Raw genomic sequence first — 16402 nt, 5'->3', positions numbered from 1 at the left:
ATGGACGCTGGACCCATCCTGGAGCGCCTGAACGCGCTCCACCCGAAGCGTATCGACCTGTCGCTCGGCCGCCTGGAGCGCCTCTTGGAGCGGCTGGACCATCCCGAGAAGCGCCTGCCGCCGGTGATCCACATCGCCGGCACCAACGGAAAAGGCTCCGTCACCGCCATGCTGCGGGCGATGCTGGAGGCGGACGGCAAGCGCGCCCACGTCTACATCTCGCCCCACCTCGTCGCCTTCAACGAGCGCATCCGCCTCGCCGCCCCGGCGGGCGAAGAGGGCGGCGGGCGGCTGGTGAGCGACGCCGCGCTGAGCGAGGTGCTGGAGCGTGTCGAGGCCGCCAACGCGGGCGAGCCGATCACCTTCTTCGAGATCACCACCGCCGCCGCCTTCGTCCTCTTCGCCGAGACCCCGGCCGACGCGGTGGTTCTGGAGACGGGCCTCGGCGGCCGGCTCGACGCGACCAACGTCGTCGAAAAGCCGCTCGCAGCGGTGCTCACCTCCATCGGCATCGACCATATCGGCTTCCTGGGGCCGACCTTGGGCGAGATCACGATGGAAAAGACCGGCATCATCAAGCGCGGTGTGCCGGTGGTGTCGGCGCCGCAGAAGGAGGCCGTCGCCGCGATCATCGAGCGGGAGGCGGGGCGCCGTCGTGCGCCGTTGCACCTCGGCGGCATGGATTGGACCGTGAGTGCCGAGAACGGCCGCCTCGTCTTCCAGGACGAAGGCGGGCTCGTCGATTTGCCGTTGCCGCGCCTGGCGGGGCGGCATCAGGTGGTGAACGCAGGCACCGCCATCGCTGCGGCGCGGGTGGCGGGCGTCCTCGACCATCCCTCCTCGCTGGAGGCGGGGATGACCGAGGTCGACTGGCCGGGCCGCATGCACCGCATCACCAAGGGCCGCCTTCTCGATTGGGCGTCGCCGGACGCGGATCTGTGGCTGGACGGCGGCCACAATGCCGACGCGGGGGAGGCCGTCGCCGCCGCCCTCGCGGACCTGGAAGACCGCGTGCCCCGGCCGCTCTTCCTCATCTGCGGCATGCTGACCACCAAGGACCCCGCCGGCTATTTCCGCCACTTCGCGGGCCTCGTGCGCCACGTCTTCACCGTGGACGTGCCGATGAGCGATTCGGCGATTGCTCCGGCGGCACTGGCCGAGGCGGCGTCGGAGGCGGGGCTGTCGGCCGAGCCGGTGACCTCGCTGCGCACGGCGCTCCGTCTGTTGACGGAGAATTGGCGCTACGAGCCGCCGCCGCGCATCGTGATCTGCGGATCACTTTATCTTGTGGGCGATGCGCTGGCCCAAAACGGGACGCCACCCGTCTAATCAACGTGCTACAACTCATCTCCCGTGCGTGAAGCGCGCCCGGCGCCGTCATGTCGTTCGGCCGCCGGACGCGCCAACGCGACCGACGAAGACCGAACACGCTTCGGCGATCGCCTGTCTCTTCGGCGCGCGCCGGCAGCGACACACGCGAGTGAGTGCCGCCATGACGCTGGACGTCGACGCCATCCTTGACCGCCGCCGCCAGGCCCGGCGCATCTCCTTCTGGCGCGGCCTCGTCTTCGTCCTCGCCGGGATCGCCGCGGCGGTGACCCTCGCCGTCACCCTGTCGCCGCAGCGCCAGCACGTTGCGCGCATCGCCATCACCGGGGCGATCGTCTCCGACCGGCCGCTGATGCAGCTGTTGGACAGTGTGCGCGAGGACGACGATGTCGCCGCCGTGCTCCTGTCGATCGACTCGCCCGGCGGCACGTCCGTCGGCGGCGAGCGGCTCTACGAGGCGCTGCGCACGGTGGCGATCGACAAGCCGGTGGTCGCCCACATCAACACGCTGGGTGCCTCCGCCGCCTACATGACGGCGATGGCGGCGGACCACATCGTCGCCCATCGCACGAGCCTCACGGGGTCGATCGGCGTCATCATCCAATATGGTCAGGTGGGCGGGCTGCTCGACAAGATCGGCGTGTCCATGGACAAGGTGACCTCCGGCCCGCTGAAGGCCGAGCCGGACCCCTTCGGCAGCACTCCGCCCGAGGCAGTGGACGTGCTGCAGAGCGTGGTGGACGACAGCTACGCCTGGTTCCTCTCGCTGGTGGTGGAGCGGCGGGGGCTGGAGGAGGCCACGGCGCGCCGTCTGGCGGACGGGCGGATCTACACCGGCACCCAGGCGTTGGAGGCCGGCCTGATCGACGAGATCGGCGGCGAGGATGCGGCCGTCGCGTGGTTGGCGCGGGACCGCAATCTGAGCCCAAACCTTCCGATCAAAACGTATAAGCCTCGGGCAGAACGGGATTTTTCTCTCACGGCACGGATGACCAGCGCCATTGCCGACCGCATATTGGGTGCTCTTGGGATCACCTTGCCGTCATTTCCATCGACAGGCTCGGTTGACGGTCTCTTATCGCTTTGGCAGGCTTCATTTTCTTCGGACACTAAGGTGAAAAACAATGATTAAGTCCGAGCTGGTCACCCGCCTACAGCTGCAGAACCCGCACCTTCTGCAGCGCGACGTAGAAGGCGTGATGAATGCGTTCGTCGATGAGATCGCGAACGCGATGAGGGATGGAAACCGCGTCGAGCTGAGGGGCTTCGGCGCTTTCTCTGTGCGAATCAGAGATGCGCGTGTGGGGCGCAACCCGCGAACGGGAGAGCCGGTGAAGGTGGAGCAGAAGGCCGCCCCATTCTTCCGCACCGGCAAGGAGATGCGCGACCGGATCAACGAGGCCGCGCAAGGCAGAGCCTCGGGAAAGGCGGACGACGATCCGGACGATGGCTATAGCCGCGCTGCGGAATAGGGGCGGGGCGGCGTGCGCCGCAGGTCCGGCGTCCTCGCCCTGATCCTGACGGCGGGTCTGGTCGGGCTGGCGGTGGCCAACAGGCACCCGGTCACGCTCTATTATGATCCGCTGCAGAACCCGGACCGGGCGGTTGACCTTCCGGTCTATGCCGCGCTTTTGGGCGCGCTCGCCGTCGGGGTCGTCCTCGGCGGCATGGCATCGCATCTGACGCGCCGGCGCCGCCACAAGGTGGCCGCCCGGCCGGCGGGAAGACATGCGCTTCCGACACAGCCCCTTCTGTCACACCAGAAAGGGGAGTGATGGCGGTTGCGCCCTGCCGCCACGGCGGGCCTTGCCGTCACGGCGCGCCTTACGCGCTTCGACCTGGCCGCGCAGATTGGCACTTCCCAACTCGCGCGCGGGGGGAGGGAGGGCGCAGGTCCGCCCCGACAATGCATCTGCGGCCGTGGCAAAGCGCGGCGCATCCACACTGCGCGCAAGCCTCTCGACCACGATGGGGTTGAGGCCCCCGAGCCGACTTGGGCCAGTCGCCAAGCCGGGTTAGTGGCCGAGCCAAGCGAAATGCGTGGGAAACGGGCCGGGACTGGGTCCCGGCCGCAGCCGATCACATGTGGATCGGGCGCTTGTCCACGGCGAGCGCGGCTTCCTTGACGGCTTCCGACAGCGTCGGGTGAGCGTGGCAGGTGCGGGCGATGTCTTCCGCCGCCGCGCCGAACTCCATGCCCAGCGTCACCTCGCCGATCATCGTCCCCGCATCCGGGCCGACGATGTGGACGCCGAGAACGCGGTCGGTCTTCTTGTCGGCGAGGATCTTCACGAAGCCGTCCGTCGTGCGGTTCACCTTGGCGCGCCCGTTGGCGGTGAAGGGGAACTTGCCGACATTGTAGGCCACACCGTCCGCCTTCAACTGCTCCTCGGTGCGACCCACGGAGGCGACCTCGGGGTAGGTGTAGACCACCGAGGGGATCGTCTCGTAATTCACGTGCGGCTTCTGGCCGGCGATGATCTCGGCGCAGGCGACGCCCTCGTCCTCGGCCTTGTGCGCCAGCATCGGCCCGGCGATCACGTCGCCGATCGCCCAGACGCCCGGCACGTTGGTGCGGTAGTGATCGTCGGTCTTGATGCGCCCGCGCTCGTCCATCGCGACGCCCGCTTCCTTCAGCCCCAGCCCCTCGGTGTAAGGCTTGCGGCCGATGGCGACGAGGACGACGTCCGCCTCCAGCGTCTCCGCCGTGCCGCCCTTGGCCGGCTCGACGGTGACCTTCAGCATGTCGCCCGAGGTGTCGACGCCGGTGACCTTGGAGCCCAGCTTGAACTCGAAGCCCTGCTTGCCGAGGATGCGCTGGAACTGCTTGGAAATTTCGTTGTCTTCCGGCGGCAGGATCTTGTCGAGGAACTCCACCACGGTGACCTTGGCGCCGAGGCGGCGCCACACGGACCCGAGCTCGAGGCCGATCACGCCGCCGCCGATGACCACCATGTGACCCGGCACCTTCTCCAACGTCAGCGCACCGGTCGAGGAGACGACGCGCTTCTCGTCGATCTCGACGCCCGGAAGGCGGGCGATGTCGGACCCCGAGGCGATGATGGTGTTCTTGGTCTCGATCTCCTGGGTGGAGCCGTCTTCGGCCGTCACCAGGACCTTACCCTGGCCGGCGATGCTGCCGGTGCCGCGGAAGGTGTCGATCTTGTTCTTCTTGAAGAGGAATTCGACGCCCTTCACGTTGCCGGCGACGCCGTCGTCCTTGAAGGCGAGCATCTTGGCGACGTCGAGCTTGGGCTCGACGCTGATGCCCATGTCGGCAAAGCCGTGGTTGGCTTCGTCAAAGAGCTCCGATGCGTGCAGCAGCGCCTTGGAGGGGATGCAGCCGACGTTGAGGCAGGTGCCGCCGAAGGTCGGCCACTTCTCGACCACGGCGGTCTTAAGGCCGAGCTGGGCGCAGCGAATCGCCGCCACATAGCCGCCGGGGCCCGTTCCGATTACCGTTACGTCGTAGCCTGCCATTGTCCGCTCCTCGGATCACTCGTTGGAGATCAGGTGTCCGCTATCGGGCGGCGGGTCAAGCCTTTCCGCACGATGCGCGCATAGCAGCTTCCCTCAAAGCACGGCGGTGAAGAGGGCGATGAACTCCAAGAGGATGCCCAGCATCGCCGCCGCGTAGCAGAGCGAGCGGATGGGGCCGAGGCCGAACACATAGGCCGGCCAGTAGAGCGCGCGGCCGACGACATAAAGGACCGCACCGGCCGCCGAGAGCGGGCTCGACAATCCCGTCGCCACGATGGCGAGCGTCAAGGCAGCGAAGACGGGGAAGGTCTCCTGGATGTTGCGCGCCGCCCGGTCGGCACGCTGGACCCTGAGGCTGGTGTCGGGCGCGCCGGTGTCGCGGTTGCCGGACGCCCATTTGGGGTCGGCACGCAGACGCCCGAACGCGGGGGCCAGGATGGAGAAGACGACGAGGAGCGCCGCGATCGCGAGGCAGAGGAGTTCGGTGCTCGTGGTGTCGGTCATGGTTCGCTTCCTGGTGCGGCCGGGCGGGTGTCCTCACCGCCATGCGTCGGGATCGCGTGAACGTCAATGTCCGGACGGCGGTCCGGTTGCAGGGCCGCGGCAGGATGGCGGCGGGGCGGCCGGGTGACCGGCACACGCGCGATGGGGACGGGTGAAATGCAAACGGCCCCGCAGTGCGGGGCCGTCGTCGGTGCGGGGCGAGGCGCGCGGTGCTCGCCGGATCAGAGGTCGAGCAGCAGGCGCTGCGGGTCTTCCAGCGCTTCCTTGACGCGCACCAGGAAGGTCACGGCCTCTTTGCCGTCGACGATGCGGTGATCGTAGGAGAGGGCGAGATACATCATCGGCCGGATGACGACCTGCCCGTTCATGGCGACCGGGCGCTGCTCGATCCGGTGCATGCCGAGGATGCCCGATTGCGGCGCGTTCAGGATCGGCGTCGACATCATGGAGCCGTAGATGCCGCCGTTGGTGATCGTGAAGGTACCGCCCTGCATCTCCTCGATCTTGAGCTGCCCGTCGCGCGCCTTCTTGCCGTAGCTGGCGATGGTCTTCTCGATGTCGGCGAAGGAGAGCTGATCGGCATCGCGCACCACCGGCACGACGAGGCCCTTATCGGTGCCGACGGCGATGCCCATGTGGTAGTAGTTCTTGTAGATCAGGTCGTTGCCGTCGATCTCGGCGTTGACGGCCGGGATCTCCTTCAGCGCATGCACGCAGGCCTTGGTGAAAAAGGCCATGAAGCCGAGCTTCACCTTGTGCTTCTTCTCGAACACGTCCTTGTACTGCTTGCGCAGGTCCATGACGGCGGTCATGTCGACGTCGTTGAACGTCGTCAGCATGGCGGCGGTGTTTTGCGCGTCCTTCAGGCGCTTGGCGATGGTGCGGCGCAGGCGCGTCATCGGCACGCGCTCTTCGCGGCCGGCATCGTCCGCCGGGGCGGCGGGGCGCGCGGATGCGGCAGGGGCGGAGGCGCCGGCCGGGGCCGTGGCGCCGCCTTCGATCGCCGCGAGGACGTCGCCCTTCAGGATCTGGCCGCGCTTGCCGGAGCCGGAGACCTGAGACTCGGAGAGGCCGGCCTCGGCCATCGCCTTTTTGGCGGAGGGGGCGGCGGGCATGTCGCCGGACGCTGTGGGAGCGGGGGCGGCAGCGGCCTTGGGCGCCTCGGCCTTCGGCGCCGCGGCCGCACCGGATCCGCCGATGGTGGCGAGCAGCGCGTTCACCTCGACCGTGTCGCCTTCCTTGACGGAGAGGCTGGAGAGGGTGCCCGCGACGGGGGCCGGAACCTCGACCGCGACCTTGTCGGTCTCGAGCTCGAAGATCGGCTCGTCGGCGGCGACGGTGTCGCCGGCGGCCTTCATGATGCGGCCGACCGTCGCCTCGGTCACGCTCTCACCGAGGGTGGGGACGCGCACCTCGGTCGTGGCGCCGCCGGAGGAGGCACCGCCGGAGGGCGCGGCGCCGTTGCCGGACGCGGCGGCGGGCTTCTCCGCCGGCTTCTCGGCAGGCTTGTCCGCAGCGGCCTTGGCACCGCCGGCGCCCTCGGAGATCTGGCCGAGAAGGGCCCCGACCTCGACGGTCTCGCCGTCCTTCGCGGTGATTTCCGACAGGGTGCCGGCCGCGGGGGCGGGCACCTCGACGGACACCTTGTCGGTTTCGAGTTCGAGCAAGGGCTCGTCCGCGGCGACCTGGTCGCCCTCTGCCTTGAACCACTTGGCAATGGTGGCTTCGGTGACGGACTCACCCAGGGTCGGGACGCGAATTTCGGTCATGGCGTTCTTGTCGCAATCGTGGCGGCGGCGATTGTCGGGCCGGTAGGGTGCCGCACAACCGCACCGGACCCGTGGCGTTTTGAACTGAACCAAGCCTGGAGGCAAGCATCGGTTCCCGTCGGTGGGCGATTTGACCGGGATTGGTTATCCCGCCCGCCCTTTCATTGATGCATGGCGTGGGCCGGGCCTTGCGGATCCGGCCCTCGAGGGCGTGAAGGTGTCGCGACCCGTCCGACGACAGGCCGCGGCGGCCTTACTTCGACCCTTCGCCGTAGATCTGCTCGAGGAAGGCATCGAGCTGCTGCGTGTGGCGCTTGGCAAGGCCCGTCGCCGGCGATGCGGCGGCTGGGCGGCCGATATAACGCGGCCGCTGCGAGGCCATCTTCACCTGCGTCAGGCACCAGTCGAGGTACGGGGACACGAAGGTCCACGAGCCCATGTTGGCCGGCTCTTCCTGGCACCAGACGAGATCGGCGTTCGGGAAGCGCTTGAGTTCGTTGACGATCGACTTCGCCGGGAACGGATAGAGCTGCTCGACGCGCAGGAGATAGACGTCGTCGCATTCGCGGCTCTCGCGCTCTTCGAGAAGGTCGTAATAGACCTTGCCCGAGCACAGGACGACGCGGCGGATGTCCTCGTCCTTCGCCAGCTTGAAGTCGCCGGTGCGGCCCATCTGCGCATCGTCGAGCAGGACGCGGTGGAAGGTCGAATCCGGCCCCATCTCGTCCAAGGTGGACACGCACCGCTTGTGACGCAGCAGCGATTTGGGCGTCATCAGGATGAGAGGCTTGCGCACCTCACGCTTCAACTGGCGGCGCAGGATGTGGAAGTAGTTCGCCGGGGTGGAGCAGTTGGCGACCTGCATGTTGTCTTCCGCGCAAAGTTGCAGGAAGCGCTCCAGGCGCGCCGAGGAGTGCTCGGGACCCTGGCCTTCGTAGCCGTGCGGCAGCAGGCAGACGAGGCCCGTCATGCGCAGCCATTTGCGCTCGCCCGACGAGATGAACTGGTCGAACACCACCTGCGCGCCGTTGGCGAAGTCGCCGAACTGGGCTTCCCACAGGGTCAGGCAGTCCGGCTCGGCGAGGGAATAGCCGTACTCGAAGCCGAGCACCGCCTCCTCGGAGAGCATCGAATTGATGACCTCGTAGCGCTTCTGCTCACCCTCGGGGGCGAGGTTGTTGAGCGGGATGAAACGCTCCTCGCTCTCCTGATCGTAAAGCACCGAGTGGCGCTGCGAGAAGGTGCCGCGCTCGCAATCCTGGCCGGACAGGCGGACGGGATAGCCTTCCTTCAGGAGCGTGCCGAATGCCAGCGCCTCGGCGGTCGCCCAGTCGATGCCCTCGCCGGTCTCGATCGCCTTGCGGCGCGCATCCATGAAACGGCCGACGGTGCGGTGGACGTGGAAGCCCTCCGGCACGGTAGTCAGCTTCTCGCCCACGGACTTCAGCTCGTCCATCTCGACACCGGTGTGGCCGCGGCGCGGATCGTCCGCGTCCTGGCCCGGCTTGATCGACTTCCAGCGGCCATCCAGCCAGTCGGCCTTGTTGGGCAGGAAGGACTGGCCGGCCTCGAACTCGGCGTCGAGGTGCTCGCGCCAGTCGGACTTCATCTTCTCGACTTCGTCGTTCGAGACGACGCCTTCGTCGACCAGGCGCTTGCCGTAGATCTCCAGCGTCGTCGGATGCTGGCGGATCTTCTTGTACATGATCGGCTGCGTGAACGCCGGCTCGTCACCCTCGTTGTGGCCGAAGCGGCGGTAGCAGAACATGTCGATGACGACGGGCTTGTGGAACTTCTGGCGGAATTCCGTGGCCACCTTCGCCGCGAAGACCACGGCTTCCGGATCGTCGCCGTTCACGTGGAAGATCGGCGCTTCGATCATCTTCGCAACGTCGGACGGGTAGGGCGACGAGCGCGAGAAGTGCGGGTTCGTCGTGAAGCCGATCTGGTTGTTGATGATGACGTGGATGGACCCGCCGGTGCGGTGCCCCTTCAGGCCCGAGAGGCCGAAGCATTCCGCGACGACGCCCTGGCCGGCGAAGGCCGCGTCACCGTGGAGGAGGAGCGCCATCGCCTGGCTGCGGTCGGTGTCGCCGAACTGGTCCTGCTTGGCGCGCACTTTGCCAAGCACGACGGGGTCGACGATTTCGAGGTGGGACGGGTTGGCAGTCAGCGACAGGTGGACGCTGTTGCCGTCGAACTCGCGGTCGGACGAGGCACCGAGATGGTACTTCACGTCGCCCGAACCCTCGACCTCGTCGGGCTTGAAGGAGCCGCCCTTGAACTCGTGGAAGATGGCGCGCAGCGGCTTGCCCATCACCTGAGCGAGCACGTTGAGGCGGCCGCGGTGGGCCATGCCGACCGCGATGTCACGGATGCCGAGATTGCCGCCGCGCTTGATGATCTGTTCCAGCGCCGGGATCACCGCCTCGCCGCCGTCGAGACCGAAGCGCTTGGTGCCGGTATATTTGACGCCGAGGAACTTCTCGAAGCCCTCCGCTTCGACGAGCTTGTTGAGGATCGCCTTGCGGCCTTCCACGGTGAAGGCGATCGCCTTGTCCGGCCCTTCGATGCGCTCCTGGATCCAGCCCTTCTCGTAACCGTCCGAGATGTGCATGAACTCCACGCCCATCGTCTGGCAGTAGGTTCGCTCGAGGATGGCGAGCATCTGCCGCACGGTGGCGAATTCGAGCCCCAGCACGTTGTCGAGGAAGATCGGCCGGTCGAGGTCGGGACCCTCGAAACCGTAGGCGCGGGGGGACAATTCCTCGTCGGTCATCCCGGCGATGCCGAGCGGGTCGAGCTGGGCGTGGTAGTGGCCGCGCATGCGGTAGGCGCGGATCATCATGATCGCGCGCACCGAATCGCGGGCGGCCCGGCGCAGGTCGCCCTCGGAGACGGGTTGGCCGCTCTTCTGCGCCTTCTCCGCCACCTTTTCCTTCACGCGGGTTTCGATCTCGCCCCAATTGCCGTCGAGGGCGGAGACGAGCTCGCCGTTCATCGGCACCGGCCAGTCCTCGCGGGCCCAGCGCGGGCCCTTCGCCTGGACTTCGACGGCGTGGGAATCGTCCTGCATCCCGGCGAAGAAGGCCTGCCAGCCCGCATCCACCGAGGTGGGGTCGACCTGATACCTGGCGTAGAGCTGCTCCAGGTATGCGGCGTTGGCGCCATCGAGGAAGGAGGTGTTGAGGAACGCGGCGTTCGCGTCTTGGCGAGCCATGGCAGGGGTCCGTGAGTTTTGAAGCCCCTCTAGCATAGGGACTCCGGGACAGAATCTGAAGCGTCTACGCGCCGTTGCGCAGCCACAGTCAAGTCACGTCCGTGCTTTGCCGCGAGATTCTGCCCAATCGGCCTCGGACGCCTGATCTTCAGGCGTGTCAGCCTCATCTTTGAGCGTGTCCCAATCGGCGTCATCTTCATCCTCGTCGGGACCCTCCAGCTCGACCAGGGTCAGCGGGTCTTTTTCGCCGCCGTAGAAGATGTCGAGGGCTCTCTGAAGGACCGCCTCTCCCGGGGCGACGTCGAGGAAAAGGGTGAGGCTGGAGCGTACCTTGAGGTCGTCCGGGGTGCCGAACAGGGCGTGCGGATCGGTCACACCCGAGGAAAGCGCCGCGGCCGCCGCTTCGACGAGACGCGGGCCCAGCACCGGGTGCGCCATATAGGCGGCCGCCTCCTCGCGCGAGGCGATGCCGTAGAGCTTCGCCGTGGCCGACCGGCCCAGGACGGCGAGCTGCGGGAACACGTACCAGATCCAGTGCGTCGCCTTGTAGCCGGACTTCAGCTCGGCGATCGCGGTGGTGAAATCGCGCGCCTGGGCGGTGAGAAAACGGTCCAGGTTGTAGACGATCGGCATCGCAGGGACCGGCGCCGCCGTCTGCCGCGCCATCGGCCGGCGGCGCGACCGGCGGCGCGCTGCGGCGTGGGCCGCTTCGTCGTCGTCTTCGTCCCGATCCGGCCTGTCCCGCTCGGCCGGATCCCACTCCGGGCTCTCGCCGTCGTCCCACTCGCGATCACGCCGCACAAGCCGTCGACGCGTGCGGCGGGGACGGGTGTCTTGCGTATCACCATCCGCCGTTTCGTCGTCGCGAACGCGGCTTCTTGCGCGGGGGTCCGTTGGATGGCCTGCGTCGCCGGGGCTGCGCAGGGGTCGGCGGGCGGCGGGCGTGTCCGTAGGGGTCGCCAGCACCGCGGGCGCCGATGCGGGGCGCATCGGCGGTTCGTCTTTCGACATGGAAAAGTCTCCTCCTCCCCATGCGCCGTTGCCCGCTCTGTGGCGGGCTGTTCGCGTGGGGCGCGCACGATAGCGCGAATGGCCGAAATATGGCCAGACTGACCGGACGGGCAAATGGGCACGCGCCCCCCGCGAAGCCGCCGCCGGATCCGGCTGCACGGGGCCAAACGAAAAATGCCGGCCACACCTCGAAGGCGGCCGGCATTTGAAGACGGTGTGTGCGGGGAGGGCTTAGCCCTTCAGCACCTCGACCAGCGTCTTGCCGAGCTGGGCGGGGGAGGGGGAGACCTTGATGCCCGCCGCTTCCATCGCCGCGATCTTGTCCTCGGCACCGCCCTTGCCGCCGGAGATCACCGCGCCGGCGTGGCCCATGGTGCGGCCCGGAGGCGCCGTGCGGCCGGCGATGAAGCCCGCCATCGGCTTCTTGCGGCCCTTCTTCGCTTCGTCGGCGATGAACTGGGCCGCGTCCTCTTCGGCCGAGCCGCCGATCTCGCCGATCATGATGATCGACTTCGTCTCGTCGTCGGCGAGGAACATCTCCAGCATGTCGATGAACTCGGTGCCCTTCACCGGGTCGCCGCCGATGCCGACAGCGGTGGTCTGGCCGAGGCCCTCGGCCGAGGTCTGGAACACTGCCTCGTAGGTCAACGTGCCCGAGCGCGACACGATGCCGACCGAACCGTCACGGAAGATGGAGCCCGGCATGATGCCGATCTTGCACTCGTTCGGCGTCAGGACGCCGGGGCAGTTGGGGCCGATCAGGCGCGAGGACGAGCGGTCCAGCGCGGCCTTCACCTTCACCATGTCCATCACGGGGATACCCTCGGTGATGCAGATGATGAGCGGGATCTCCGCCTCGATCGCTTCCATGATCGCAGCGCCGGCCCCTGCGGGCGGCACGTAGATCACCGAAGCGTTGGCGCCGGTCGCCTCCTTCGCGTCGCCCGCGGTCGCATAGATCGGCAATTCCTGGCCGCTTTCGGCCGTCCACGTCTCGCCGCCCTTCTTGGGGTGCACGCCAGCCACCATCTGCGTGCCGTGGTAGGCGAGCGCCTGGTTGGTATGGAACGAGCCGGTCTTGCCGGTCAGGCCCTGCACGATGACTTTGGTGTTCTTGTCGACGAGGATGGACATAAGGTCAGTGGTCTCCGGATTCCGGCAGGGCGTTGAAACGCGTCTGTTCGCTAGACCAGAGGGGGGCCGGCTGCAACCACTTAGGTGCCCGAATAGGCCGCCCGGCGCGTGAAAAGCGCGCAGAGCGGGTCAATCCTGCAGTTTGCCGCCCAGTTCCGCGCCCCGCCCTCGGCTCAGCTCGCCGCCGTCGAAGGGGCTGCGGCGGGGCCCGGCGGCGGTCCCGCGCCGTCCCGCGAGCGCACCCGTTCCCGCCAGCCGCCGCTTCAGCGCGGTCACCGGCGGGGCGTAGAGGAAGCCGAAGGACACGCACCCGTCCCGCCCGTCCACCGCGTGGTGCATCTTGTGCGCCTGCACCAGGCGCTTCAGGTAGCCGCGCTTGGGCGTCACGCGGAACGGCCAGCGCTGATGCACCAGCCCGTCGTGGACGATGAAATAGAGGATCCCGTAGACCATCAACCCGATGCCGACCTGCCGCAGAGGCCACACCCCGGCGATGCCGAAGGTGATCAACGCGCCCGACAGCACGGTGAACACCACCGCATAAAGGTCGTTCCGCTCGAACAGTCCCTCGGTCTCCTCGTGGTGGGAGCGGTGCCAGCCCCAGCCGAGCGACCCGTGCATCAAATAGCGGTGCACCACGGTGGCGAACCCCTCCATCGCCACCACGGTGACGAGGACGATGAGCGTGTTGACCACGTAGACCATCACCGCGCCGCCAGCCCCGCACCGCCCGTGTCGCCCCGGGTCGCGGCCCGGTGCGCCTGCGGCAGGCGCCACCAGGGCACGCCCGGCGTTACGTGGTGCTCGTGGTGATAGCCGAAATGGAAGCACGTCAGCAGCGACAGCCACACCGGAAAGCCGTCCGTGCGGGCATTGTGGCGGTCGTGGAAGGGGTCGTCCTCGTCCACCCGGTGGGGCCTGTAGGTGCCGAAATAGAAGAGCTGCACCGCCGACAGGATCGCCGGCAGCGCGTAGAAGGCGAGGAAGGGGCCGAACGCCGCGCCGGTGAGCGCCATATAGACCGCCACCGCGACGGACATCGCGGCGAACTCGCGCCAGCCATAATAGTTCAGGAAGAAGCGGATGAACCAGGGCAGGAAGGCGGTCGGCGCGTCGGGACAGAAGTCGGGATCGTCCGCCGTTCCGGGCCGCTTGTGGTGACGGTGATGTTTCGGCAGCAGCCGATCGTACGAGAAGGCCGCGTAGAGGGCGAGGGCGACCCGGCCGAACCAGCGGTTGACGGCCGGCCGCCCCGGCGCCAGAGAGCCGTGCATGCAGTCGTGAGCGATGATGAAGAGCCCGACCGAGAGCCACGTCTGCACCGCGATCACCGCCAGCGCGACGACGAGCGGCGTCCGGGACCAGCCCACCGCGAAGATCGCCGTGATGTGCACCGCGAGCCACGCCCCGATCACGCAGAGCGCCAGGCCGATGCCGGTCGCAGTGTCGATAAGGCGCTGGCGCTGTGCTGTCATGGATCCGTCCGGCGGCTGAAAGACGGACCTTGAGATAGCGGACCTGCCGGTGCATGGCGAGGGGATGAGGCATAGACTGATCATCGCAGGGGGCGGGCTCGCGGGCACGCTGACCGCTCTCGCCTTCGCCGCGCGGGCCGATGTCGACGTGACGCTGCTGGAGGCGGGGCCCCATCTGGGCGGACGCCACACCTGGAGCTTTTACGCGACCGATCTCGATGCCGCAGGGACGGACCTCACCGATCCGCTCGTCGCCCACCGCTGGAGCGGTTACGACGTCGCCTTCCAGGGGCTGACCCGCACCCTGTCGACGCCTTACCGCTCGATCACCTCGGCGAGCCTCGACCGCGCCGCCCGCGCCCGGCTGGGGGACCGCGTGCGCCTCGGCACCCGGGTGCAGAGCCTCGACGCGGCGGGCGCCACGCTGGAGGACGGAACGCGCCTCGGCGCCGACGCGGTGGTCGACGCGCGCGGTCCCACCGCGCTCCCCGGCCTCGCCTTGCGCTACCAGACCTTTCTCGGCCAGACCGTGCGCCTGACCGCCCCGCACGGTCTCACCCGGCCGACGATCATGGACGCCACCGTCGCCCAGCACGGGGCCTACCGCTTCGTCTATCTGCTCCCCTTCAGCGCCGACACGCTGTTGATCGAGGACACCTATTATACCGAAAGCCCCGCCGTGCCGCGGGAGGTGCTGAGGGAGCGCATCGCTCTCTATGCCGCCGCCCGCGGCTGGTCCATCGCCGAGACCGCGGAGGAGGAGCAGGGCTCGCTACCGCTGGTGCTGGCGGGCGACCACGCGGCTCTTTGGGCCGCCGCCGCGCCGCCGGACGGTCCCGTTCCCGCGGGCCTCAGAGCCGGGCTCTTCCACCCGGTGACGAGCTATTCGCTGCCCTTCGCGGTGCGTGCGGCACTTCGTCTCGCGCATCGGCCCGGGCCGGTGACAAGCGCCGCGCTGAGGGCGGAAATGGGCGCCATCGTCGCCGAGCACTTCGCCGCCACGCGCTTCGAGAGACTGCTGAACCGCATGCTCTTCCTGGCGGGCCGGCCGGAGGATCGCCACACCATCCTCGCCCGCTTCCACCGCCTGCCGCAGCCCCTCATCGAGCGGTTTTATGCCGGACGACTGACCGCGCTCGACCGGATGCACCTCCTCGCCGGCAAGCCACCCGTGCCGATCGCCGGGGCGCTGAAGGTGCTTAGCGAAAGCGCCGCGCGCTAGCTGAGGCGCGCGGCGGCGTGGGCGAGGATCACGTCCGCCGCGCGCTCGGCGCCCCGCTCGGCGGTGATCGTGCGTGCGGCGGAGCGGGCGGCCTCCCGCATCGCCTCGTCGGCCAGAACGTCGGCGAGGGCGGGCGCGGCGGAGACGCCATAGCGCCAGCGCGGCACGATCCGCGCGACACCCGCCCGCACCGCGCGCGCCGCATTGTCCGGCTGGTCGTGGGCGAAGGGGACGCACACCATCGGCGCGCCCGCCGCCATGGCGAGCGCGATGGTGCCGATGCCGCCCTGGTGCACCACCGCCGCCGCCTGCGGGAACACCGCCTGATAGGGCGCCGTCTCGGCCACCATCAGCCCGTCACGCTGCGGCAGCCCGGCGGCGTTCTCGGCGCGCCCCACAAGGAGCAGCGCCCGCACGCCGAGCCGCGCCGCCGCCGCAGCGCTCGCCGCGAAGAAGCGCCGCGCCACATGCGCCGAGGCCGAGCCGAGGGTGAAGACCACCGGCGGCGGCCCGTCCGCGAGGAAGGCTGAAAGGGAAGGGGCGAGCCTCTCGCCCGCGGGAGTGCTCTGGAGGACTTGGCCGGTCTGCACCGTCCCCGCGGGCGCGTCCGCCGGCACGGTGCCGAACAGCGGCGAATAGAGCGCCAACACGCCCTCGGGCGAGTGCTGGCCGCGAAAGGCGGGGTGGGCGGCATAGTCGCCGAGACCCTCTGCCGCGCGGTAGGCGGCGAGGGGCCGCGCCCACGCCTCAACGCCCTTTTCGGCATAGGCGAGCACCCGGCGATTATAGTCCGCCCAGCCCCTCACCAGCGGCAACATGGCAAGCTTCGGCGGGTCGATGGCGCTGTAGAGCATCGCCGGCTGAAACGCCGCCGAGAGCCACGGCAGCCCCCGCCGCGCGGCGACGAGCGGCGCCGCCAGCGCCAAGGTGACGCTGACGAGAATGTCGGCACCCTCCGTCGCCGCGGTCAGATCCCGGTCGCTCTCCCTGATCGCCGGGACGAGAAAGTTACGATAAACGAAGGCGGGACCACGCAGCGGATTCATGAAGCGGCGGTGGAAGGCGGGGTCGTGCGGCCTGTCCGGGCGCATCGGCGCGAAGAGGAGACCCGCCCCCTCCACGGCGCCGCGGTGGGCGGAATGGGTCGCCACCAGCGCCGTATGACCGCGTGCGCGCAGCACCTTGCCGATTTCCAAAAACGGCACCAGATCGCCGAGCGATCCGTGGCTGGCGAAGACGACCTTCATCGCCGTCACGC

Annotated in this window: 14 protein-coding genes; 5 read left to right on the top strand and 9 right to left on the bottom strand. The window is 68.6% G+C overall.

Annotation, left to right across the window (positions count from 1 at the left end; translation table 11 throughout):
• From BIX52_RS04980 to BIX52_RS04965, 4 genes are all read left to right on the top strand, one after another.
• Positions 1–1329 carry a bifunctional folylpolyglutamate synthase/dihydrofolate synthase gene (locus tag BIX52_RS04980; protein WP_075219812.1) on the top strand — a complete coding sequence of 443 codons (1329 nt, stop codon included), beginning with the start codon at positions 1–3 and terminating at the stop codon, positions 1327–1329.
• A gap of 163 nt (positions 1330–1492) precedes the next feature.
• On the top strand, positions 1493–2461 hold the full coding sequence (gene sppA / locus BIX52_RS04975) for a signal peptide peptidase SppA (protein WP_075219811.1): 969 nt from the start codon (positions 1493–1495) through the stop codon (positions 2459–2461).
• Entirely contained in the window at positions 2454–2801 is a 348-nt protein-coding gene (locus BIX52_RS04970; protein WP_075219810.1) for an integration host factor subunit beta, read from the top strand. The genes sppA and BIX52_RS04970 overlap by 8 nt, the downstream gene beginning before the upstream one ends.
• A gap of 12 nt (positions 2802–2813) precedes the next feature.
• Entirely contained in the window at positions 2814–3104 is a 291-nt protein-coding gene (locus BIX52_RS04965; RefSeq protein ID WP_075219809.1) for a LapA family protein, read from the top strand.
• A gap of 304 nt (positions 3105–3408) precedes the next feature.
• Here the strand turns inward: BIX52_RS04965 and lpdA are convergent, their stop codons facing one another.
• The 8 genes from lpdA to BIX52_RS04925 all read right to left on the bottom strand — a co-directional run bounded on the left by lpdA (position 3409) and on the right by BIX52_RS04925 (position 13922).
• A complete protein-coding gene (lpdA, locus tag BIX52_RS04960; RefSeq protein WP_075219808.1) occupies positions 3409–4809 on the bottom strand; it encodes a dihydrolipoyl dehydrogenase in 1401 nt (466 codons plus the stop codon).
• A 93-nt stretch (positions 4810–4902) separates the two neighbouring features.
• On the bottom strand, positions 4903–5313 hold the full coding sequence (locus BIX52_RS04955; RefSeq protein ID WP_075219807.1) for an MAPEG family protein: 411 nt from the start codon (positions 5311–5313) through the stop codon (positions 4903–4905).
• A 221-nt stretch (positions 5314–5534) separates the two neighbouring features.
• The gene (gene odhB / locus BIX52_RS04950) at positions 5535–7082 is read right to left on the bottom strand and encodes a 2-oxoglutarate dehydrogenase complex dihydrolipoyllysine-residue succinyltransferase (RefSeq protein ID WP_075219806.1); all 1548 of its coding nucleotides are present in this window, start codon (positions 7080–7082) and stop codon (positions 5535–5537) included.
• A 253-nt stretch (positions 7083–7335) separates the two neighbouring features.
• Positions 7336–10302: a 2-oxoglutarate dehydrogenase E1 component gene (locus BIX52_RS04945; protein WP_075219805.1), complete on the bottom strand. Its 2967-nt coding sequence runs from the start codon at positions 10300–10302 to the stop codon at positions 7336–7338.
• 93 nt (positions 10303–10395) lie between these two features.
• Positions 10396–10935, bottom strand: a complete 540-nt coding sequence (locus BIX52_RS04940; protein WP_083660068.1) for a DUF1810 domain-containing protein — start codon at positions 10933–10935, stop codon at positions 10396–10398.
• 609 nt (positions 10936–11544) lie between these two features.
• Complete coding sequence (gene sucD, locus BIX52_RS04935; RefSeq protein ID WP_075219803.1) at positions 11545–12447, bottom strand: succinate--CoA ligase subunit alpha; 903 nt, start codon at positions 12445–12447, stop codon at positions 11545–11547.
• 129 nt (positions 12448–12576) lie between these two features.
• A complete protein-coding gene (locus BIX52_RS04930) occupies positions 12577–13152 on the bottom strand; it encodes a sterol desaturase family protein (RefSeq protein ID WP_075219802.1) in 576 nt (191 codons plus the stop codon).
• A complete protein-coding gene (locus BIX52_RS04925) occupies positions 13152–13922 on the bottom strand; it encodes a fatty acid desaturase (protein WP_075219801.1) in 771 nt (256 codons plus the stop codon). Before BIX52_RS04925 ends, BIX52_RS04930 begins: the two co-directional genes overlap by 1 nt.
• Positions 13923–13986: 64 nt before the next feature.
• On the opposite strand from BIX52_RS04925, the gene crtY reads away from it, so the two are divergent.
• Positions 13987–15144: a lycopene beta-cyclase CrtY gene (gene crtY, locus BIX52_RS04920; RefSeq protein ID WP_075219800.1), complete on the top strand. Its 1158-nt coding sequence runs from the start codon at positions 13987–13989 to the stop codon at positions 15142–15144.
• On the opposite strand, the gene BIX52_RS04915 is transcribed toward crtY, so the two are convergent.
• Positions 15141–16391 (bottom strand): glycosyltransferase, encoded by a 1251-nt coding sequence (locus BIX52_RS04915; protein WP_108676406.1) that lies wholly within the window; start codon positions 16389–16391, stop codon positions 15141–15143. The two genes, crtY and BIX52_RS04915, sit on opposite strands and share 4 nt — an antisense overlap.
• Positions 16392–16402: the final 11 nt, after the last annotated feature.

Origin of the sequence: Acuticoccus yangtzensis, from assembly GCF_001927245.1 — a bacterium.
GTDB lineage: Bacteria > Pseudomonadota > Alphaproteobacteria > Rhizobiales > Amorphaceae > Acuticoccus > Acuticoccus yangtzensis.
The sequence above is the reverse complement of the archived record's forward strand: the minus strand, read 5'-3'. Positions and strand labels throughout refer to the sequence as shown.

Coding starts and splice junctions, on each gene's coding strand:
- BIX52_RS04940 (WP_083660068.1), bottom strand. CDS start 10,935: ATGCCGATCGTCTACAACCTGGACCGTTTTCTCACCGCCCAGGCGCGC.
- BIX52_RS04955 (WP_075219807.1), bottom strand. CDS start 5,313: ATGACCGACACCACGAGCACCGAACTCCTCTGCCTCGCGATCGCGGCG.
- BIX52_RS04915 (WP_108676406.1), bottom strand. CDS start 16,391: ATGAAGGTCGTCTTCGCCAGCCACGGATCGCTCGGCGATCTGGTGCCG.
- BIX52_RS04925 (WP_075219801.1), bottom strand. CDS start 13,922: ATGACAGCACAGCGCCAGCGCCTTATCGACACTGCGACCGGCATCGGC.
- crtY (WP_075219800.1), top strand. CDS start 13,987: ATGAGGCATAGACTGATCATCGCAGGGGGCGGGCTCGCGGGCACGCTG.
- sucD (WP_075219803.1), bottom strand. CDS start 12,447: ATGTCCATCCTCGTCGACAAGAACACCAAAGTCATCGTGCAGGGCCTG.
- lpdA (WP_075219808.1), bottom strand. CDS start 4,809: ATGGCAGGCTACGACGTAACGGTAATCGGAACGGGCCCCGGCGGCTAT.
- BIX52_RS04945 (WP_075219805.1), bottom strand. CDS start 10,302: ATGGCTCGCCAAGACGCGAACGCCGCGTTCCTCAACACCTCCTTCCTC.
- BIX52_RS04970 (WP_075219810.1), top strand. CDS start 2,454: ATGATTAAGTCCGAGCTGGTCACCCGCCTACAGCTGCAGAACCCGCAC.
- odhB (WP_075219806.1), bottom strand. CDS start 7,082: ATGACCGAAATTCGCGTCCCGACCCTGGGTGAGTCCGTCACCGAAGCC.
- BIX52_RS04980 (WP_075219812.1), top strand. CDS start 1: ATGGACGCTGGACCCATCCTGGAGCGCCTGAACGCGCTCCACCCGAAG.
- sppA (WP_075219811.1), top strand. CDS start 1,493: ATGACGCTGGACGTCGACGCCATCCTTGACCGCCGCCGCCAGGCCCGG.
- BIX52_RS04930 (WP_075219802.1), bottom strand. CDS start 13,152: ATGGTCTACGTGGTCAACACGCTCATCGTCCTCGTCACCGTGGTGGCG.